This window comes from Candidatus Desulforudis audaxviator MP104C (genome assembly GCF_000018425.1).
GTDB classification, from domain to species: domain Bacteria; phylum Bacillota; class Desulfotomaculia; order Desulfotomaculales; family Desulforudaceae; genus Desulforudis; species Desulforudis audaxviator.
Map to the genome: position 1 here is coordinate 2,004,221 of NC_010424.1, position 20,522 is coordinate 2,024,742.

The window sequence follows — 20,522 nt, forward strand, 5'->3', positions numbered from 1 at the left end:
ATAACGCATCTTTGGCTTGACATTCGATCGAAATCCGGGGAGAATTTAGGCTAGTGGCACGTCCCGCAGAGGGTATTCCCACCAAACCGGACTGTCAAAATGCCACCATTCCTTGTCCAGGGGGACGAAACCCTCGGCGGCCATTGCCTGTTCCAGGATGGCCCGGTGGCGCAGGGCAGTCTCCGGCGCGTCCCGGTAATCCCGGTGCGCCCGGGGAGTAAAGTCGTCAAAATCACTCGGCATTTCCACCTCGCGGCCGTCAAGGGTCACCAGCGTGCAGTCCACGGCCGCCCCGCGGCTGTGCCGGGACCCGCGTTCCGGGTCGGCCCAGAATTCCTTGTCGGGTGCGAGTTCCCACAGCCTGGCGTGGGCGGAAAGCGGCCGGTACGCGTCGTAGATCTTTAGACGGTATCCCTGCTCCCGGAGCCGGGCGTTGACGCGCGCCAGACGCTGGGCCTCCGGCAGCACCAGGTAGGCCCGCGGCGCGCCGTATACGGGCAGACCCGCGAAATTGCGCGTCCCGGCGTAGCGGATGTCCAGGATGATCGAGGGATCAAGGGCGGACACCTCCACCAAGGGCGGGTCGACAAAGCCCCCGGCCGGTTCCACGGCCTCCAGTCTGTAGACGAGCAGCACCAGCTCCACCGCCCCGCGGTCCGCCGGCAGTTCGGTCAGGGCCTGCGGACCCGCTTCCCGGGCCCGCGCCAGCACTTCCTCCGCCGTTCCGGATGGACCGCTCCTGGGAAGATATGCGGTGCGCATCCCCTGCAGGCGCCAGGGCTCGGCTGACGCGCTTGGCCGGAAAGCCAGGAAAACAAGGCCCTCTTTTCGGAGCGCGGGCCCGAGCCGTTTTTGCGGACCGGCCGGGAAACGCCCTACCCCGAAAACCAGCACCGGTCCCCCGAAATCACCCGCAGCGTGACTAAGAACGGCCCCCAGAGGCACGCCGGTCCTGCCCTCCGGCAGGTAGAGGATCGCGCTCGGCAAGGCACCCCGGTACACCCCCAGAGCTTGTTTGGTGTTCACCAGCACGCTGGCCGTCCGGGCTGCCTCTCCGGGGCCGTCCACGTAGGCCGTGCCCCCCAGGATGAACATTGCCGCGGGAGCTTCCGGATAGTGCATGGCCCCACGGCCGAAAGCCAGCTCGATCTCCCTAACGTCCTGCTGCCGCAACCCGTTTTCGCCGGGCTCCACCTCGAAGGCACGCGCCAAGGTGCCGGGCTCGACCACCATTTCCGGCATCCGGTGATCCGTCATCATCGGCCGCCCCCCCCGAAGGATCAGCCCGCCGCCTGCCGCGGCGACGGCCACTAACAAGGTTATGATCAGCACCCAGCGCCGATTCAAAGAATACTCTCCCTCACTCTCACCCTACTAAGGTACCATTTTACCCCGGCGGGCGAAAATCACCCCGCAAAATGCGACAAGGGGATGGTTCTCTGTCGCAAAATCCCCAACCTGTTCGGCGAAGGGACCGTCCCCATTCCCGGGTCTAAGCCAAGATGAAAGTCAAAGAAGGTGAAAAGGGGCCTGGCCCCTTTTTTGACTCTTTTTTGACTCCGTATAAGTGCGGGGCGGGGGAGAAAGCCTAGCTTCAAAAGCATGAAAGGCGGGCCCCAAAATGTCTGAAGAGTATTATGATGAGAGATCTGAACGGACCAGGCGGCCAAGATTGCCCGAAGGCCTCGACACCCGGTGGTGGATCGTGCTCCTGGTCAGCACAGTGGCAATCGCGTTCCTGATCGGTTTCTGGTCCGGTTCACGCCTGGGTCCCGGGCCCGAAGCCCGGCCTGGACCGCCGGCGGACCAGCAGCCGACCCAGGCGCAAGTAGCCGCGTACCTGACTGATCCCGCCAACCGGGAACGCGTAGCCGATATCCTGAGTTCACCACAGATGCGGGAACCCTGGATCGACATTATGTCCACGGCCCGGATGCAGGCCGCTTTCGCCGCGATGTTGAACGAACCCCGCATGCAGGAGAACGTGACCGACATCATGGTGAGCACCAACACGGTCAACGCCACGCACCGGATGTTCACCCTGCCCCGGTTCCAAACGGCGGCCGGCAACATCCTCAGGCAGCCCGAGTCCCGGCAAGGAGTGCTGGACATGATGGCACAGCGCCAGATGCGGGACTTGCTCCGGGATATGGCCCACGACCCCCGCCTGCGGCCGGTCCTGCTGTCCGAGATAGGACAACCCGCCCCGGCCCCGCGGGCACCGCAAGCGCAACCCACGGAGCCCAACGCGGGAAATGTGGAGGACTAACCGGTTGGTCCAGCCCAGGTAGCCAGCCAGAAGAAACGTCCTACTATCGCATTGGAGAATCGCCTTTTCCTGCGACAGCGGAACGGTCCCCGTGTCGCGCGTGTCGCGTGTCTCACAGGGGACACTGAATGGATTTGCCCGTCTCCCGGGGCTTGTGTTAGCATATGTTTTAGAGGAAAAAGAACCGCCGGACGAATCCGCGGGAGAGAGGGGGGTTGGTTTCGGATGTCTAGGATCATTGTCGTGGTTTTCGCCATCCTGGCCTTGGCTTTTTACGGGATATTCGTAACGGACGTGGGCGTCGGACCGATTTTCATCGGCCTATCGCTCGGGCTGCTGGTCGGACTCGCGTTCGCAATGTTCAGAGGCGGCGCCTATGGTCGGCCCCGGTGGCGCAAAGGCCGTTAGCACCCGGCGCACCGGATTCCTGCGCATAAGGTGAACCACCCCCGCAAATCCTAACCCCCCAAAGGGGGTACGGAGATGGACCTTGTCGCCATGGCCGTTTTTGTACTCGGCGGGATCAGTGCCGGTCTTTTTTTCTTTCTGTTACGGGGCTTTGAACAGCTGCGCCGCAAGGACTAGCCGGGGCCACCCTGCAACTCGACGAAATAAGGCAGCAGCAACTCATAGACTCCGGTGACTATGTCGGCATCGAGTCCCTTCCTCACGGCCAGCGCCCGCAGCCGTTCCTTGATCTCCGCTTCCCGTTCCGGGTCGCGCACCGGTCTCCCGTCCTTGAATTTCCCGGCCCGGCGCGCCAGTTCGGCCCGCTCGGCCAAGAGGGCCACAATCTGGCTGTCGGTCACGTCGATTTCGGCCCGGATCGTCTCCAGGTCGGACGACACCGGGTCCCGCGGCGTCTGAGAAGCACCGTCCGCCGGGTAGGATCCCAGGATTTTGCAAAAACTGCTTCTCGCCCGCACGCCAGCCAGAGCTTCGTCAACCTCGGGTTCACCCGGATGTCCCTCCAGATCGATGAAGAAAATGTATTCCCCCAGCCGGGTCTTGGCCGGCCGCGATTCAATGCGCGTCAGGTTGATGCCCCGGCGCGCGAATTCGCCCAGCAGGCGGTACAGGGAACCAGGACGGCGGCCATCGACCGCGACCAGGACCGTGGTCTTGTCGCCCGGCCCGGTCCGGCAGCCCCGCCGCCCGATCACCAGGAAGCGGGTGGCGTTCTCCTTGAGGTCGGCCACGTCCTCCGCCAACACCGACAGGCCGTGCAGCCGAGCCGCTTTCCGGGTGCCCACCGCCGCCCACGGCCGGCCGGTTTGCGCCACCGCTCGTGCCGCCTCGGCGGTACTGGTGCTCTCCACCAGTTCGACCCCGGGAAAGTCTCGGGCCAGGTGCTCGCGGCACTGTGCCAGCGCCTGGGAATGAGAAATGATCCGGGTGACCCGCTCCCGGCTCACCCCCGGGCGGGCCAGCAGGTGGTGCCGGATACGGAGCACCACCTCCCCGCAGATCTGGACCCGGTCGGCCTGGTGGGCCAAAAGGTCCAGTGTCAGTCCCAGGGAACCTTCGCCCGAGTTTTCCGCCGGCAGGAGACCCCAGTCCACGCTCCCGCCCTCCACCGCCCCGACCACTTCGACCAGGGAACGCAATGGGCGGAGAAGCATCGGGCGGTCACCCGCCCACCGGGAAGCCGCTTCTTCCGAATGAGTTCCCTCCGGCCCGAGATAGGCTATGGTTTCCATCGTCAACACTCCTTCAATCCACAACGCCCCGGTTCAACGCCCGGGCGATGATGTCCACTTCCCGCATCAGCCGGTCAAAGGCGGCCGGGTCCAGGGACTGCTTGCCGTCACAGAGGGCTTTTTCGGGCTCCGGGTGCATCTCGACGATGATCCCGTCCGCCCCGGCCGCCACCGCCGCCAGGGACATCGGAGCGACCAGTTCCGCCCTGCCGGTGGCGTGACTCGGGTCGACGATCACCGGCAGGTGGCTCAGTTTTTTCACCAGGGAGACGGCGCTCAAGTCCAGCGTATTCCGGGTGTAGGTCTCAAAAGTACGGATGCCCCGCTCGCACAGCACCACCTGGGTATTTCCCCCGGCCAGGATGTACTCGGCCGCCATCAGCCACTCCTCGATCGTGGCGGAGAACCCGCGCTTCAAAAGCACCGGCTTGTTCGCCCGCCCCACCGCCCGCAGCAGGTGGAAGTTCTGCATGTTCCGCGAACCGACCTGGAGCATATCCACGTACTCTACCGCCGCCGCCAGGCTCTCCTCGTCGATCACTTCGGTCACGCTGGCCAACCCCGCCGCCGCCGCGGCCTCGGCCAACAACTCGAGCCCCTCGCGCTCCAGGCCCTGGAAACTGTAGGGAGAAGTCCGGGGCTTGTAGGCGCCGCCCCGCAGGACCTTCGCCCCGGACCCGGCCGCCGCCCGGGCCGCGGCCGTCATTTGTTCCCGGCTCTCCACGGCGCACGGGCCGGCGATTACGTTCACCGCGCCAGAGCCGAACTCCGCCCGGCCCACCCGGACCACCGTGTTTGCGCCGCCGTGGCCCCTGCCGGCCAGCCGGTACGGCCGCCCCGCCGCGCAGGCCCGGACCGCCCCGGGCACCGCTTGCGGTTCTACCAATTCCATCCCCATCATCTCAAGCATCCCCTTTGTATTAAGAATAAAAAAGCCCGGCCTTCGTCCGGGACGAAAGCCGGGCTTCCGCGGTACCACCCCGATAGACCCACAAAGTGAGTCCACTCTATACTAAAGGTACGGGAGCGCTTTCCCAAAACCCGGCGCAAATAAAAAACTTTTCATCCCTGCAAGGACGAAAAGCTTTTTTGCTTTCCGCGGTACCACCCTGGTTGGTCAAAGGACCCGCTCTTTGCGCCGGGTACGGGACCATTAAGCGTCCGATACCCATCCCTTTTAACGGTGGGAAATCCGTCTCGGCCTACTTACCCGCCTGCCGGCGGTTTTCAACCGGGCGACTCGGGGGAGAACTTCAACGGGTCAGACCCTGAAAGCGCTTCCAGTCGACGACGCTTTCTCCCTGGAGAGCTGAAAACCGCCTACTTTTCCCCGTCACGGCCTTTGCATGATTAAGTTGCTGAAAAGTATCATACCAGGACCTGTGCCCATTGTCAAACGGAAAAAAACCAAAATACCGGAAAAAAGCCGAAATCAGGAGGTACTCCTGTACGAAGTCGGGCTCTCTCACTACCGTGAACCGGTCATACCCCGCATCAACCAGGATATGCACACGCACCCGAGATGCCACCGGGCGTTGCGCCGGTTGGCAAAATGTTTTTGTTTGGCGTATAATCATCTGGACGAGCACCGTGTGATCTTATTTGGAAGGGGGTCCTCTGATTGTACGGACAATGCCCCAAGTGCCATTCGTACCGCGTGGTCCGGGTCGGCCAGTACGCCAAGTTCATGAAGGTCAGCCTGACCGTTTGCGCGGTGCTGATTGCCGCGGCGATCGCGTACCCCATATTCTGGCTCGCCCTGCCGGTCTTCTGGTTGACCAGCCTGTGGTTTTACCTCTCCCGGCCGCTCCTGGGCTGTGACGACTGCGACCACCTGTGGAACCCCCGAAAACCGGAACAGGTACTGAAATACGACCGGTGACCCCGGTCCCGGCGGTCCCTAAACCACTATTCCTTATCCTTAAAGCCGCCGCCATCAACCGGTAAGGATATACGCTTGGCTTGATAAACACGTTCCCAATATACCACCTAAGGGGCCCGCGGGCCCTTCAACTCGGTCTGGTTCCTTATTCTGGCCGCGCCCGCCCTGCCCGGCGGTCGCGGCCAGGTCGGTTTTTCACCCGGTCCGGGACGGGCAGGCGCACCACACGCTGAAGGGCGCCGCGCAGGTCGCTCAGCATTACCGGCTTGCGGAGCACCAGGTCCACGCTTTCCTTCATCACCTCGTCCAGGACGGGGTCCACCCAACCGGTCACCAGCACGAACGGCAGGTCCGGATAGGCCGACTTGACCCGGACGCCGACCTCCAGCCCGTTCAAACCGGGCATGGCCAGGTCGCAAAAGACAGCGTCGAACCGATTGTGCTCCAGTAACTCCAGGGCCTCATACCCGCCGGCCGCCGCCTGCACCCGGCAGCCGAGCGCCGACAAAAGGCCTTTAAGGGTGTCCAGCACCACCGGCTCATCGTCGATGAGCAGCACCTCGGCATAATTATGGGACTCGGGCGGCCGCCCGGACTCTTCCGGGGCTTGGGGTTCCGGCTGGGCCGCGGGCAGGACGATGTCGAAGGTGGTGCCCTGTCCCGGTGTGCTCTGTACCCCGATGCTCCCCCCGTGGGCGGTGATGATGTTGTGGGTGATCCCCAGGCCCAGGCCGCTTCCCCGTTCCCCCTTGGTGGTGAAAAAGGGGTCAAAAACGTACGGTAGGGCTTCCGGCGGTATCCCACAACCGTCATCGCTCACCGAAACATTGATCGACGACCCGGTATCCCAGGTCCGGATAGTGACCGTTCCACCACGGCCGTTCACCGCGTCAAAAGCGTTGATCAGGATGTTCACCAGGGCGTCGCGCAGGGCGGACGCGGCCCCGGAGACAAAGGCCGCGGAGCGCAAATCCTGGACAATCTCGATATGGACCCCCTCAGCTAGCGCGGCGTTGTGCCAGCGGTTGCGGGTGAGTGTCACTGCGTCCCGCACCAGTTCGGAAACACTCACCAATCGGAACTCACGCGCCGCGGGACGGTAGAACTCCTGCACCCGGCGCACCAGTGCGGATGCGTCCCGGGCCGCCGTGTACGCCTGTTCCAGGTTGGCCTGCAAGAACCGGTCGGTGGTCTTTTCCCGGGCCAGTTGGAGATTACCGATAATGACTGCCAGCAGGTTGTTAAAATCGTGGGCGATGCCGCTGGTAAGGATCCCCAAGGAGCGCATTTTCTCGGCCCGGGAGTTTTCCTGGATCCACCGGCGGTGCTGCTTTTGGTACTCGTAGGCCGTGCCGATGGTGTCCCCGACCGCCAGCAGCCAGTCCGTCCCCAGGTTCGCCAGATCCGCCGTGTTTTCGCAGACAATCACCAGCGCCCCGATCCTCTTCTGCAGGTGCTTTACCGGAATCACCAGGCAAAGCCCGTCGTCACACCTGAAGAACCGGTCACATAAGGGACAATCACTGCGGCTTTGAATTAGCGGCAGGCCGTTTACCGCCGCCTGGTAACAGCGGGTCCGGCCCAACTCCGGGGGTTCGAGCGCGCGGATGTTTCCCACCTCCGCAGGCTCCAGGCCGACGGTCGCCACTTCCCCCACCGCGCCGGAGGCGAAGTCGATCTCCATCAGGAAGCCGGCCCGGGCTTCCAGGTACCGCACCAACAGGTCCACCGAGGTCCGCGCGATCTCCGATGGCTCGTGCTTGTAAGAGATCGCCCCGGCGAGCTGGCCCAGAAAGGTGATCTGCCGGTTGGCCTCCACCAGGCGGGCGGTGTTGATCAGGCTGCTGTGGAGTACCGATAGCAGACGCTTCCCGGCCGGCGGCCGCACCAACCCCTCCCGGGTCTGGAAGAAGCCATCGGTATGAGACTGTATCAACTGTTCAAGGTCTACCGGCTTTAAGTCTTCGGCAAAGTACACGCAAAGAGCGGTGAAGTCCCCGTCCGGCAGCCGTTGGGATAGTTCGTCTTCGTAGCGCAGAAAGCCCCGGAGGTTCACGCTGTGCCACAGCCAGCCGACTTCCCCGACCACCCGCAGCCCCCGGTGGCCCGCCGCCCGCGCCTCGGCCAGCAGGTGCCGCCACTGCCGGATCACCACGTCGGACCGGAAGGTTCCTTCCCGCAGGTAGAAGCCGTCAGACGCCCGGAAGCCGAACTGCTCCCGCGCGACATACTCGTAGAGCGGTTTCAGGTCGAGGGCTCCCCGTTCGCGCACCTGTTGGAACCAGTGGGAGAACCGTTCCGCAAATCGGCCATCCCCGGTGAGTACCAGGCACCGCTCGCCGGCGGCCAGGCCGGCGGCGATGAACTCGGCGATCGGTTCGTAATTGAAGTTGGAGCGTGAAGTCAAAAGAACCGCGTGACTGCCCCGGGGCAAGTCCAAAAGTCCCAGGGAATGCTCCGGCATCTACTAAGGCCTCCTCAATAATCGGGATAAATTGTCAACCCATAGTCTATTGGCTTAGAAGCCACAAATTCCTTTAGGAGAATAGATCGAAGAATGGCGGAAAAGCTGATGTTTCAGAAGGATAGGGGTTGGGTTGGCGATTTTGTGCTGCCTACAGAAACTACTTACCGTTCCTCGCGGTTGTACGGAGTCCCCAGGGCCCCCGGGGCGCCGATCCGCCGGCGCACGTTCTTCCCGGTGACCAGGATCAGGACCCCAATGGTGAACAGGTAGGGCAACATCTTCAGGAAGTACGGGGAGACCGCCACGTCCAGCGTCTGCAGGCGAAAGCCCAGCGCGTCGATGCCGCCGAAAATGTAAGCCCCCAGCATGGCGTTCAGCGGGTTCCAGGTGGCGAAAATCACCAGGGCAATCGCGATCCAGCCCCGGCCGGCGACCATGTTTTCCATCCAGGCCGGGACGTACACCAGGGAGAGGTAGGCCCCGCCGATACCGGCCAGCATTCCGCCGGCGATCACATAGCCGTAGCGGGTCAGGGATACGTTCACACCCAAGGAATCTGCGGCCGCGGGGTTTTCCCCCACCGCCCGCAAATTCATCCCGGCCCGGGTCCGGTAAACCAGAAGCCACAGGGCCGGTACCAAAAGGTAGCTCAGCAGCACCAGGGCGTCGTGGCGGAAGAAAATCGGCCCCAGCAACGGCAGGTCGGACAAGAGGGGCAGGTGCATCTCGCACAGGGGCCGGTCCAGCGGCGTGCCGATGTAAGAACGGCCCAGGTAAGCGCTGAAGCCGGTCCCGAAGAGGGTGAGGGCTAGGCCGCTGACCACCTGGTTGGCTTTCAGGGTAACGCTCAGGAAGGCGTGGACTAAAGCCAGCGCCCCGCCCGCAAGCATCGCCGTGAGCACCCCCAGCCAGGGATCCCCGGTGCCCACGGCGACCATGAACCCACTGACCGCTCCGACCAGCATCATGCCCTCGACCCCGAGGTTCAAGACCCCGGACCGCTCGGCCAGGATTTTCCCCAGTGCCGCATACAGCAGCGGGGTGCCCGCCACGATGGCGGTGGCCAGAACGGCGATCATGAAATCCCCGCTCACGCTTGTTCAACCGTTCCTAAGCACGTGGACATACGTACCCAAGCATGATAAACTCATACTCCGGCCAAAATTTTGCTGCAACCAGGCTGCTTTTGACCGACGCAGGGCGAACGGCGCTCCCTGCGGTTTGCGCCGGGGACTTCCACCCCGGATGGCAGAGCCGGAACATCCGCGCTGTACCAGTTCGCACCGGCACAGGTTTCATCGCTCCAATCACAGTCAGGGCCGTACGTCATCAGGCGACGCCAGGGGTGCCACCCTCAGCCGGTGCCTGATAAGGATAGGGGGGTCCGATGTCCATGGATTCCTCCCCGCCCCTCCTGCCCTGTTAGGGCCGCTCACAGTCTTGCGCCGGTGGGCCGGACTTCATCAGGGAGTAGTACGTGGTCCCGGGCATCCTTGCAGGTCCCCGGGAAGCGTTGCCGCTGCCCTCCACCTGCCAGACCGGCGCAGAATCTAAAACCTGTCTGCGTAAAGAAGCGCTACCCTGTCGCTGAAATGAGTCTTTTTAAGCCTGTTGGATACTCTCAACCAGTAATTGCGCCTGGAAGTCCTCTTCCTTTCGGGTAGTTTCAACACGGAGCTTTTTGTCGCTTTTTCCAGCTTAAATCCCAGGCCGCGCCGGGCAATGACGCAGGCCGCTGAACCGTGGGAGGACAAGCCGTAACGGACCATGAACTTGAGCTGCCCGATGACTGATGTGGCGAAGGGATCAACGTTTTTCCCATCAGGCTTCAGGAGTTCCACCCCTTCCCGGAGGATACAGGATTCCACCATCATACGGAATTGCCTGTAAGTCAAGCCGGAGAGCATCCTGGCATGTTTTGTACCTGACTCCCGCAGGGCCTGTTTCTTTTTGGCGAAGTCCAGGTTCTCGATTGCTATGGGTTTCCCTCTTTCCTTCGCGTACAGAACTGCTTTTTTGACTGCTTCGCCCAGAGCAGCTTTTACCTGGTTTTTACTCCTGTCACGCATCGGAACCGGGATTTCGAATTCGTTTAAAGGATTGCCGAAGCGGTCAATGTCGCTCACCCGGAGGAAGTCGTCGTTTAAGTCAATACCCACGGCGCCATTCCATCTGCTGGTCCGCAGCGGCGAAGCTTCCACCTCCGTCGTCGCATGTACGTACCAGCTATCACCCCTGCGGAGAAAACGGTAGGATATAGCCGCTGTGCATTCCTTCCTGCCCTTGACAATTCTTCTAACTGTCCTGGCCCTGTCCAGGTGTTCCTGGCCGTAGGGAAAAACGATGCCGGTCAACTCGATGTATCTGCCGAATTCTTTGGTGAACTTACCGGCTACCCGTATCCTCAGGGTGTTGTCCCGAAAGTACGTGCAGGTCTGGTTGCCGCAGGTCTCGTCCTTTGAGCCAAGAATAAAAAAGCTGGAAGAACGCGCTTTTCTCCAGGCAGTGACCCACTCTGCGTGGTCCTTAAAACCGTTCGCCGCCAAATTGTGCTGGGCCTTGAAGAGCTTGCGGGTGCCAAAACAGATCCGGACGATGCCCCGTGCCATGTCTTTGCTCAGGTTCTCCAGTCTCTGCCGGAGGTTCCGCAGCCTCCTCTTTTTCTGGTGAATGATAAACTTGATTCCCTTTAACCGGTCGATTTTCTCCTGCCACTTCTCCGTGCGGGGCTGGAGTTTCTTGAGTGACTTTATAATTTTATCCCGTTTTTCTTCTTTTTCCTTAATCGCCTTCTCCGTCGAAGCAATGCGGCCCAGGAGGTCGCGTTCCTGGTATTCCTGGATCTCTCTTATCGATTCGATTTTCCCGGAAAGGCTGTTATTAAGTGAATTGAACTGCCGGGCAGTTATCCTGTACTCTTTTATATACCTTTTTTTAAGCTCGGTTACCGGTGCTCCGCGGACGTAATGGCCAACGAAGAGTTTCCTTTCCAGACGGCCGAAGTATTCGACCATGGCGTCGAAATAAGGGTAGTGTACTCTTTCATCTATTCTAGCCCGGTAGGTGGCCTGCATTTTCAATCACCTCCCTTATTTTTGAGGTCACTTCTTCTTTTTTCTTACTCCTGATGCCGTAGAGCTTTCCGGAAAAACTGGTGACGATACTGAGGAGGTCTTCCACCAGTTCTTCGTAAACCGTTTTCTTGTCTCCTTCACCATTTATGACGTGGATTTTCACGCCATAGCTTTCAAAACAGGTTTTCAGGTAGTTGAAACCGAAACGGGTCAGCCTGTCTTTGTAGCTTACGGCCAGGTCGGTTATTTTGCCTTTGCGGGCTAACTGCATCAGTTTTAGCAGACCCTTTCTTCTGTCATTTAAGCCGGAGGAAACGTCGGTGACCACCAGAATATCGTCGAAGAGGCGGTGGTCGAATTTCTTCCTGACCGACTCAACTTGCCTGTCCAGGTCTCCTTTGGCTTTCTGCTCGTGGGAAGAAACCCGGGCGTAAATGGCCAGCACCCGGCCGGCAGACACCGGTTCCTTTTCCCCAAGTAGCCTTTTGATCTCAGATTCGGGGATCCTCCTCCTACCGCCGGGAGTGCGAACAATTTTTATTTTGCCCGCTTTATCCCAGCGCTGGAGTGTTTTTAAAGATACACCTAGGATTTTCATTGTTTCATGCATCGGATAGAGCTTTTCCATAGTGGGTATATTATACCACGTATTTCTTTATATGTATATGTATAGTTAATTGTTCAACTGCTGACAGCCCGCTTGTTTACCCGGTACAACACTTCGACCCCCTCCATAGAAATTTTAAAGTTTTGGATGATGTTTTTCCGTTTTCAGCCGGGTTCCTGGCTGGTTGTTCCCTCCATCCATCCTTCACGTCAAACACTCTTTTAGACTCCGCGTGTCCGGGCGAAGTCCTGCCCCATTCCGACAAAAACGGCTTAATGCCGTACATCCGTAAATACCTGCCCGCGTGGTGCTTGGCAGGGACCTGTTTGTCTGGTATGCTGGTAATAATACGTAATTTCCGGAAGGAGGCGTTTCCCGATGCCGGGAGTAGGAGAAACCATCAGGCGCCTGCGCGAGGAATCGGGGCTGAGCCAGCGCGCACTCGCGCGGAAGGCCGGGCTGTCGTCCCAGTACTTGAGCGACATTGAGGTCGGTCGCACCTCACCCAGCCTGAAAAGCCTGGAGAAACTGGCCGGTGCCCTGCAGGTCGCGCCGGGACAATTGCTGCAGGGGCAGGACCGGTTCTCCAGCCAAGTGGTCGAAGTCCCGGTCCTGGGCCGCGTCCCGGCCGGAGGCCCTGTTGTCTCCGAGGAAGTAATCCTGGATTACCTGCCGCTTCCCCGCAAGCTGGCTTCGGAGGACACCTTTTGCTTGGAGGTCCGGGGGGAAAGCATGCAAGACCTCGGCATCGACAGCGGGGACTACGTCCTGGTGCGGCTCCAGCCCACCGCCGAAAACGGCCAGGTCGTGATCGCCAGGGTGGAGGGCGAGGTCACCTGCAAGCGGTACTACCGCACCGACCGGGTGGTCTCCCTGGAACCGGCCAACCGCCGGTTTCGCCCCCTCCGGCTGGAGGCCGGGGAGATCGAAATTGTTGGGGTTGTAACAAATGTAATCAAAAGGGTATAGTATTGCTGGGCGGAACCCCACCGGAAGGAGTGCATCAATGGAGAAAGAGACACTGCGGTGCCCCAACTGCCGGTCCACTAAAGTGACGGTCCGCGGGAAACGCATTCTGATCAAGGGGCTGATCATGGTGATCGGTATTCTGACCGCCCTGCTCTTCTTCCTGGGCTATTTCCTGTCTCCGGCCCTGGTGACCGCGGCCCTCTACGTCTGGCTGGGCGGCCTCGCGGTGATCGGGGTGGTCCTCTTGATTCCCGCGGAGCGGCTCGAGATGTTCTACTGCCGCAATTGCGAGTTCCGCTGGCTGCGGGGCCAGTTCGACGGCCCCCGGAGTTAGGGGCGGCTCTAAGCCGCTTGCGGTTGGACTGACTGGTTAATCCGCCAAGAAGGGAGCTGGTTGTGTTCATAGGGAAAGTGCACCGTGAATACCTGCAAAAGCTGGAGGAAGATGCCCTGCGGGGCCTGGACAAAGACCACGTTTTTTACTTCGAGTGCCAGGAAGAGTGTATGGGCCTGTGCTGCCAGGAGATTGAGATCTTCCTCGATCCCTGGGACGTCGAAACGCTCGGCCGGCACCTGGGCCTCACCGGACAGGAGTTCGTACGCCGCTACTGTCTCTTTGAACTGGGACCCGAGTGGAACTGGCCGGTGGTCAAGCTCCGGCACGCCGCCGAAGGAGTTTGCGCCTTTCTCGGGGACGACAAGTTATGCCGGGTGTACCCGGCCCGGCCCCGAAACTGCCGGGCCCACCCCGTGGCCCGGGCCGTCCGGTTCGCACCCGGTGATCCGCCCCGGAAGGAGGAGCGGCTTTTTCTGCTCCCTCCCAACCCCGGGTGCTTGTGCCACGGCGGCTCGCGGCGCTGGACCCTGGAGGAGTGGATCGCCGATTCGGAATTGGGACACTACCACGAACTCTCCGACCTGCACCTGGAACTGATCCACTACGCGGTGGACACCCTTCGGTCCCGGAAGTGGCTGCACGAGGACACCGTCAGAATGATCATCCCGTTCCTGTACGGTCCCGAGATCCTGCGCGCCCGCCTGGGCATTCCGGAGACCGCGGTTGACCACGAGGAGTTCTACCGGCGCCGGCTGCTGGCGCTGAAGGTGATCCTGACCGACCTCGCCGCCGTGCTGGGGTACGGCCCGCGAGCCAGAAGGGTCAATGAGGCTGAACCCGGAACCGCTTTCGGGGGCAACCTGATGGACCGGGTCCGACCGGTGCTCCTGACCGGAAAAGAGTGAACGCGCTAAGACCGGTGAACTGCCAGCCGAGGGGCTCGCCCACGTGGCGGACCGGCAGGAAAGTGCGGCCATTCAGCAGCATAGGCGCGCAGTCCGTAGTCTGGTAGGCGTTACCCGCCCAGCGCCCGGCCTGCCCGATCACGAACCGGACCGCCACACCGACGGGATGGCTCGACAGCTGAACCGCTTCCTTATTGGACGGCCAACGCCGTACCGCTCGTGCGCCCGGCCACCACCACGTCGTACTTGCCCCCGGAGGCCGGCGGGCACAGTGAGAGTCACCGACTTGCTTTTCTTGGTTGAAGTTTTATCCAGGGAAGTGCTTGCCGAGACCTGAGACTCGCCCTTGCCGTCCACGATCTTCACGTCGACGCTCACTGCGGCCGGAGTAATGACCCCCGACTGGGAGACCAACACGGATTTAGTCGACAGGGCCAACCCGGTGTTTTCCACGGGCAGGGCTGCAGAATCCGTGCTATAATCCGAGGGATGTTAAGTGGAGGGGGCGATGGCGCACGTGACGGGTCTGAATGTCGTCCACCTCCGCCGGCGTCTGGAAACGGCCGGGGCCTGCCTCGTCGGGTTCGCCGACCTGACCGGGCTCTTGCCCCCGGGCCTGCAACCCTACCCGCGAGCCGTCTCCATTGCCTTGCGGCTGCCGGACGAGGTCGCCCGAGAAATCGTTGCCGGTCCGACCCCGGCGTATCTAAGATTTTACCGCCGGGCCAACGAGAAGCTGGATGAATTGGCGGGCCTGGCCGCGCAGCACCTGCGGCGGGCCGGCGGCCGCGCCCTGGTCGTGCCGGCCTCGGTCCGGGCCAGCGCCGAGGAACTCCGGGGTCTCTTTCCGCACAAGACGGCGGCCACCCGCGCCGGGCTGGGCTGGATCGGCAAGAACGCCCTATTGATCACGCCCGCGTACGGACCCCGTGTGCGGCTGGTAACCGTGCTGACCGATCTGAACCTGTCGGCGGGCAGCCCCTTCAAGGCCTCCCGTTGCGGACGCTGTACCGAATGCGTCGATGCCTGTCCAACCCGGGCCCTCACCGGCACAGCCTGGAAGGCCGGTTTGCCGCGAGGGGCGCTTCTGGACACCACCCGCTGCCGCGAAGCTGTGGAACGGGCGGGGCGGAGTCCCGTTCTACCGGTGTGTGGAGTCTGCGTAGGGGTTTGCCCTCAGGGCCACCGGGACCGGAATGCCACCTAGCTGTACCGCGATGTGATCCACTAATCCAGAATTCGCCGCTGGAATTCCTTAAACCCCAGTCGTTCGATGGTGGTTCCGAGCCGCTCGCCTTTCTTCCCCTTCATCCTATCGCTTCCGCTGGTCCAAGAGGGTCTTGACCGCACCGTACAGACCCCCCAGTACCAGTCCCACAAGTCCGTAGAAGATGACGGTTCGAAAAGGTTCGGCAACACCGTCCAGGCGCAGGGTTTGCTCAATGGTTTCACGCAACGGCCCGATCCCGGTCTGCGCATAGCACGGAGCAGCCGCAACGGCCGTCGCCGCCGCCACCACGAAAACAACCAACAGCAGGCGCCTGTACATTCCCACGTACCCCCCACCCTTTCCACACTGTACAACAAGCCTGATTCTTTCACTCAAGGCAACTTCGCCGGAACCTGCTAATTCCCTGCCGAAACCGCTATTCCATTGTCAGGGCGTGCACGTGCCAGGCGGCATCCTGCAAGGCCGCAATCATAAACCCCTTTCACCGCTGTGCAAAGCAGGCAAAAGAGGTAAAACCGTGGATCACCAGTGTTCTGTTGCTTGTGTGAACCGATGCCAAGGCGGTAGATCGTAGCCGAGTTTTATCCGAGGCCGCTACGGCTTAGCAGCGCTTCAAGGTTTTGTCGTGTTCGCCGCAGTTGCGGAGAATGATCAGGTCTCCCACCCAAGTGAAGGTGAGGCGCAGGCCCGCTGAGGCTCTGGCTTCCCAAACGTCTTTTGTGCCTTGGACTTTCTTGACCCGGATTGAAGGATGGTTGATGTCGGTGGACATCAGCCGCAGGGCCTTTTTTAGTGCTTGGCGCTTCTGCTCATCCAGCTTGAGGTAAGCCCTCTTGAACCGCTCGGTCCGTTCGAACCTCACGAGTCCAGATCCTCCAGCAGTTCATCTACGTTGGGGAAAGCCTTTGTTCTTCCGGTCTTGATGTCCGCCTGCGCCTGTCTCTCCGCTTCCTGCCATTCTGTAGTCCAGAACCAGGCTTGTTCCGCGGGAATCAGTTTCATCGGTACCAGCACGATTTTGCCGTCTTCAATCATTACCTGAAGCACGTCCCCGTCCTCAAGTGGAATCCGGCCCTTGACCAATCCCAGGCTGACCACACCCCGCTTCTGCACAAATACGTTACCCACGACTTCGCCCATGTTTATCCCTCCGGTCGTTTGACAGCATTACTGCGTTTCTGTATTGCTGCTTCGATTATAACCTGCTTTGCCAGCGGTGACAATAGGAAAAACGCCACGGCTAGTTATACCGTGGCGTCACCACTTCAGACTCACGCACCTCGGGTTTTCGGGAATTGGACTTATATTGAAAATTAGTGGTGCCGGAGGTGGGGGTCGAACCCACACGGGTGTAACACCCGAGGGATTTTAAGTCCCTTGCGTCTGCCTATTCCGCCACTCCGGCAAGCGACACAGAGGACGCACTAGCAAAGGTGCGCCGCATTTCAATTATACTACCCGGTACCGGCCCGGTCAATAAACCTGCTCCGGCGCGGCGGCCGCGCGGCCCTTTTCGGCTTCGGCAAACCTCCATCAGCAGGGCTTATTCATCCTCCCCGGCCGCAGCCGCCTCGTCCGATCCGCCGGCCGGGGCCAGGAGTTCCGGAGCCTGGACGGCACGGGCCGATTGTTCGACCGGGTTCAATTCACCCAGATCCACGCCTACGGAGGCCGCGTCCAGGTCTTTGAACCGGCGCGCGCTGACCAGCACCCGGGACTCTAACGAGCCTACCGTCTTGTTGTAGGCGTCCACGGCGTTCCCCAGGTTTTTGCCGAGCCTGGCCATGTGGCCGCCCATATCGGAAAGCCGTTTGTAAAGCTCGCGCCCCAGGTCGCTGATCTCCCTGGCGTTTTGGGCCAGCCGCTCCTGCCGCCAGCCGTAGGCCACCGCCCGCAGGAGCGCGATCAGGGTGGTCGGCGTCGCCGGAATCACGTGTTGCTCGACGCCGAACTCGATGAGCGCCGGGTCGTGCTGGAGCGCCGCGCTGAAAAACATCTCTCCGGGCAAAAAGAGCACCACGAATTCGGGTGCCGGCTGAAACTGGTCCCAGTAGGACTTCTTGCCGAGTTCGGCCATGTGTTTACGCACCAGGCGGGCATAGTTCTGGAGTCTCTCCCGGCGCACCCCGTCATCTTCCGCGCCGACGGCCTCCAGGTACTCGCCGAGGGGCGCCTTGGCGTCCACAACGATGTTTTTCCCGCCGGGCAGCCGGACCAGCAGGTCCGGACGCAGCCGGCCCTCGCCGGTATCCACGCTCTCCTGCTCGTAGAAATCGCAGTGCTCCAGCATCCCAGCCATTTCCACCACGCGCTTGAGCTGGATCTCGCCCCAGCGGCCGCGCGCCACGGGCGTGCGCAGGGCACGCACCAGGTTCGAGGTCTCCGAGCGCAGCTGGTGCTGGGTCTCAAGCAAGGAACGGACCTGCTCTTGCAGCGCCTCGTAGGCCCCCACCCGCGCCTTTTCCAACTGGCGTATTTCGGTGTCCACCTTGTCCAGGGATTCCCGAACGGGCTTAACCAGCTCATAGATCGCCTGCTGCCGTTTTTCCAGGTCTCCCCGGGCCGCTTCCTGGTACTTCTCCAGGGTGATCCGGGCCAGATCCAGAAAGGCCCGGCTATTACTGGTCAGCGCTTCGGCCGAGAGGGCCTTGAAGGCGTCCGTGAGCTTCTGCCGGGCCTCGTCCAGCAGGCGGAGCTTCTCCGCCGCGGCTTGGCGCTCCTTTTCCACGGTGGTCTCCAGTTCCGCCACCCGGGACCTGAGGTCGCTGATTGACTGGTTCGCCGCCGTGAGCCGGGCCTCCCGCGCCTCGATCTCGGCTTCCAAGGCCGGTATCCGCCGGGCCGACTCCTCAGCGGCTGCCCGCCGCGCCAACTCACCGGCTAATTCCTGTTGGAGTTGATCGAGACGCGCCTCCCGCTCGGCGGCCCCGGCGGCGAGTTCCGCGCTCCGCCGCTCCGCGACCTCCAGCCGGGCCGCCAGCACCGACCGCTCCGCTTCGCCGGCGGACCGGGCCTGCGCCGCGGCCGCGGCCGCCCGGTGGCGCAGCGCCAGCCAGGCGCCGGCCGCCCCGAGGGCCAGTCCGATCAACAAAAACAGAACAAAAAGCCCGGCCTCACCCATTGCTGTTCACCCGGCTCCTTAAAGAACTACTAGGGTCTCACGGGGCGGAGGGACTGACCGCACTCCGGGCAGTACCTGGCCTCCGGCTTCACCGGCCGCGAGCAGCCCGGGCAGACCGGGGTCGCGCCCTCCAACCGGGCACGGTGCGCCTCCAGTTCCCGGTCCAGGTCCTGGATCTCATTGCAGAGCTTCTCCATTTCGGCGTCCGCCACGTGCTCCCGGTTGTAGACCCGGTAGGTCAGTTCGCCTAGTTCGGTGAACTTCCTGATCTTTTCGGTTTCGAGCTTGGTGATCGCCGCCCGGGTCTGGGCCATCTCCAGAAGTCCGCTGGATTTCTCGGAGACGGTCTGGGTTCCCTTGCGCACCCGGTCCCAGATATTCATGGCCACCACTCCAGTTTAATCCTGCCTTACAAAGATAATATGGCTTCCGGCACTTGAACGTCAACGCCGGTACCGAAGAAGTCCGTGTCAAGACTTAGTAGGCGATCTCCCAGCCGATTTAATTTGAATTAGACCGTAGACCACCTCGGTGAACTAATCTCTCTTACTATGTGCTTGACCCAGTGTTTTCCGGCGTGCGGTCCTTCAAGGGCGGGCACGTTGGCTTGAAGCCAGGCCTCGGGATCTTTGCCGAAGCGTTTGGGCAGTTGGATTGCCTCGGCTCCGACAGCCTTTTTCAGTAGGTCGAACCGGGGTTCCGAGTGTACCACGTATCTGTCCAGCTCATCATTAGCCCGTACCGCTAACAGGCGTCCCATCCGTTCCGCACCGGCCGGGCTCCAACGCGCCCCAATCCGCTTTGTTCGCCTGGCGATGGTGTGACGGACCTGGCCCTCGATCGCACCTAAACGGTCTCCCTCCGGCAAGGCGGCGATACCTTGCCAGTTAGCCAGGAGATACTCCTTAAGCCGCATGATCCCGTTACGGCGTGCACCCCGGTTGACCCGAATCGCCTGATCCAAGGCGGAAACTACCGCATCTTGGTTTAGCTCGGCTAACCCTTCGGTGACAGTTTCATAGACGTTGCTGCTGTAACTTAAAGCCTCGGTTAAACGCCGGCGCAGGTGGAAGGGGTCAAGGTGGTAAGTCGCCCCGGGGAACATCTCCAGGCCTTGTTTGATCCACTCGGCGCCGTCCCCACCAATGCGGATCCGCTCTACCCTGCTAAGGTCCCACTTGTGGCCGAAGGCCGCCCCGGTGTCTTCCCAAGCCACCCGGCTGCCCCTGGCGGTGGCCACCGTGTAACGGTTCACCAGTTTCCGGGTCTTTTGTTCCCTGCCCTCGTAGCCGATAAACAGCTTGATCTCACCAAACGCCTTGGGCGACCGCTGCAAGGGTATTACTACACCATCGGCTTCAATGGATAACTCCCGAACCTCCTTGCCGCCTTCAGGAACCACACCGTCTTCAAAGACGGCCTCGCGTAGTGCCTCAGCATCCCGGGCGGCCTTTTCTCCAGCATCCTGAACCTTAGACCAGACGGTCATCCAGTGAATCCCCGGTACTAGAAAACCCATAACCCGGGCCGCGCGCCTGAAGGGCATCTCCGTGCCTAGCTCCAGGATCATACGGGTCATCCGCGGTGTCACCCGTTGGCGTTCAGGGATTCCCAAGGCTTCGTCCAGAAGGAACCGGTACGCGCCGGTCTTCTGGTTACGGTACAGTCGGCGCTTAACCGTAATCTCACCGAAGCTGGTGACCAGGGTCCGCGACCGCTGTCCCACGTTCTTGAGGGCTGGATCCCGCTTGCCGCTTAACTCAAGGTCAATGTGTGCCAGCGCCTCCTCCAGCATTTTGCCGCCTGCCTGTTGAACCAACCGCTGCACCCGCTCTTCCAACTCATCCACATTGCGCACCGACCTGAACACCTCAAAAATTCCCTTGGCCAGAAACAGGACTACCTCAAGCAGAAAGCGAATCTTGAACATGAGACCTCACTCCTTTGGCGGGGAGGGCTT

Annotated in this window: 20 protein-coding genes and 1 tRNA gene; 7 read left to right on the plus strand and 14 right to left on the minus strand. The window is 61.5% G+C overall.

Annotated elements, in window-relative coordinates:
- Nucleotides 1–45: 45 nt before the first annotated feature.
- Nucleotides 46–1,347, minus strand: a complete 1,302-nt coding sequence (locus DAUD_RS11705) for a M15 family metallopeptidase (protein WP_049752615.1) — start codon at nt 1,345–1,347, stop codon at nt 46–48.
- 274 nt (nt 1,348–1,621) lie between these two features.
- Here DAUD_RS11705 and DAUD_RS09625 point away from each other — a divergent pair, with 274 nt between their 5' ends.
- Both DAUD_RS09625 and DAUD_RS09630 read left to right on the plus strand, forming a co-directional pair.
- On the plus strand, nt 1,622–2,269 hold the full coding sequence (locus DAUD_RS09625) for a hypothetical protein (RefSeq protein WP_012302972.1): 648 nt from the start codon (nt 1,622–1,624) through the stop codon (nt 2,267–2,269).
- 225 nt (nt 2,270–2,494) lie between these two features.
- Entirely contained in the window at nt 2,495–2,677 is a 183-nt protein-coding gene (locus DAUD_RS09630) for a hypothetical protein (protein WP_041570934.1), read from the plus strand.
- Between the two features lie 173 nt (nt 2,678–2,850).
- Here DAUD_RS09630 and pheA read toward each other — a convergent pair whose 3' ends face one another.
- Nucleotides 2,851–3,969 (minus strand): prephenate dehydratase, encoded by a 1,119-nt coding sequence (gene pheA, locus DAUD_RS09635; protein ID WP_012302973.1) that lies wholly within the window; start codon nt 3,967–3,969, stop codon nt 2,851–2,853.
- Between the two features lie 13 nt (nt 3,970–3,982).
- On the minus strand, nt 3,983–4,870 hold the full coding sequence (gene aroF / locus DAUD_RS09640; protein WP_464227421.1) for a 3-deoxy-7-phosphoheptulonate synthase: 888 nt from the start codon (nt 4,868–4,870) through the stop codon (nt 3,983–3,985).
- 720 nt (nt 4,871–5,590) lie between these two features.
- Here aroF and DAUD_RS09650 point away from each other — a divergent pair.
- Nucleotides 5,591–5,851, plus strand: coding sequence for a hypothetical protein (locus DAUD_RS09650; protein WP_012302976.1), 261 nt, complete (start codon nt 5,591–5,593; stop codon nt 5,849–5,851).
- Between the two features lie 145 nt (nt 5,852–5,996).
- Here the strand turns inward: DAUD_RS09650 and DAUD_RS09655 are convergent, their stop codons facing one another.
- The 4 genes from DAUD_RS09655 to DAUD_RS09670 all read right to left on the minus strand — a co-directional run bounded on the left by DAUD_RS09655 (nt 5,997) and on the right by DAUD_RS09670 (nt 12,020).
- Nucleotides 5,997–8,315, minus strand: coding sequence for an MEDS domain-containing protein (locus DAUD_RS09655; RefSeq protein WP_012302977.1), 2,319 nt, complete (start codon nt 8,313–8,315; stop codon nt 5,997–5,999).
- A gap of 164 nt (nt 8,316–8,479) precedes the next feature.
- On the minus strand, nt 8,480–9,412 hold the full coding sequence (locus tag DAUD_RS09660) for an ABC transporter permease (RefSeq protein ID WP_166485178.1): 933 nt from the start codon (nt 9,410–9,412) through the stop codon (nt 8,480–8,482).
- 456 nt (nt 9,413–9,868) lie between these two features.
- A complete protein-coding gene (locus DAUD_RS09665; protein ID WP_012302979.1) occupies nt 9,869–11,392 on the minus strand; it encodes a hypothetical protein in 1,524 nt (507 codons plus the stop codon).
- Nucleotides 11,370–12,020, minus strand: a complete 651-nt coding sequence (locus DAUD_RS09670; RefSeq protein ID WP_012302980.1) for an IS607 family transposase — start codon at nt 12,018–12,020, stop codon at nt 11,370–11,372. Before DAUD_RS09670 ends, DAUD_RS09665 begins: the two co-directional genes overlap by 23 nt.
- Before the next feature lie 357 nt (nt 12,021–12,377).
- On the opposite strand from DAUD_RS09670, the gene lexA reads away from it, so the two are divergent.
- From lexA to DAUD_RS09690, 4 genes are all read left to right on the plus strand, one after another.
- Nucleotides 12,378–12,968 (plus strand): transcriptional repressor LexA, encoded by a 591-nt coding sequence (lexA, locus tag DAUD_RS11710; RefSeq protein WP_012302981.1) that lies wholly within the window; start codon nt 12,378–12,380, stop codon nt 12,966–12,968.
- A gap of 37 nt (nt 12,969–13,005) precedes the next feature.
- Nucleotides 13,006–13,302 (plus strand): hypothetical protein, encoded by a 297-nt coding sequence (locus DAUD_RS09680; RefSeq protein WP_012302982.1) that lies wholly within the window; start codon nt 13,006–13,008, stop codon nt 13,300–13,302.
- Nucleotides 13,303–13,364: 62 nt separating this feature from the next.
- Nucleotides 13,365–14,210 carry a YkgJ family cysteine cluster protein gene (locus DAUD_RS09685; RefSeq protein WP_012302983.1) on the plus strand — a complete coding sequence of 282 codons (846 nt, stop codon included), beginning with the start codon at nt 13,365–13,367 and terminating at the stop codon, nt 14,208–14,210.
- 508 nt (nt 14,211–14,718) lie between these two features.
- The gene (locus DAUD_RS09690; protein ID WP_041570936.1) at nt 14,719–15,417 is read left to right on the plus strand and encodes a 4Fe-4S double cluster binding domain-containing protein; all 699 of its coding nucleotides are present in this window, start codon (nt 14,719–14,721) and stop codon (nt 15,415–15,417) included.
- A 105-nt stretch (nt 15,418–15,522) separates the two neighbouring features.
- Here the strand turns inward: DAUD_RS09690 and DAUD_RS09695 are convergent, their stop codons facing one another.
- From DAUD_RS09695 to DAUD_RS09725, 7 genes are all read right to left on the minus strand, one after another.
- Complete coding sequence (locus tag DAUD_RS09695; protein WP_012302986.1) at nt 15,523–15,759, minus strand: hypothetical protein; 237 nt, start codon at nt 15,757–15,759, stop codon at nt 15,523–15,525.
- Nucleotides 15,760–16,042: 283 nt separating this feature from the next.
- Nucleotides 16,043–16,303 carry a hypothetical protein gene (locus tag DAUD_RS09700; RefSeq protein ID WP_012302987.1) on the minus strand — a complete coding sequence of 87 codons (261 nt, stop codon included), beginning with the start codon at nt 16,301–16,303 and terminating at the stop codon, nt 16,043–16,045.
- Entirely contained in the window at nt 16,300–16,581 is a 282-nt protein-coding gene (locus DAUD_RS09705) for a hypothetical protein (RefSeq protein ID WP_012302988.1), read from the minus strand. The genes DAUD_RS09700 and DAUD_RS09705 overlap by 4 nt, the downstream gene beginning before the upstream one ends.
- Before the next feature lie 177 nt (nt 16,582–16,758).
- Nucleotides 16,759–16,846, minus strand: a tRNA-Leu gene (locus DAUD_RS09710).
- 138 nt (nt 16,847–16,984) lie between these two features.
- On the minus strand, nt 16,985–18,562 hold the full coding sequence (locus DAUD_RS09715) for a DNA recombination protein RmuC (RefSeq protein ID WP_012302989.1): 1,578 nt from the start codon (nt 18,560–18,562) through the stop codon (nt 16,985–16,987).
- 29 nt (nt 18,563–18,591) lie between these two features.
- The gene (locus tag DAUD_RS09720) at nt 18,592–18,945 is read right to left on the minus strand and encodes a zinc ribbon domain-containing protein (RefSeq protein ID WP_012302990.1); all 354 of its coding nucleotides are present in this window, start codon (nt 18,943–18,945) and stop codon (nt 18,592–18,594) included.
- Between the two features lie 128 nt (nt 18,946–19,073).
- A complete protein-coding gene (locus DAUD_RS09725) occupies nt 19,074–20,492 on the minus strand; it encodes an ISLre2-like element ISCde3 family transposase (RefSeq protein WP_012301744.1) in 1,419 nt (472 codons plus the stop codon).
- Nucleotides 20,493–20,522: the final 30 nt, after the last annotated feature.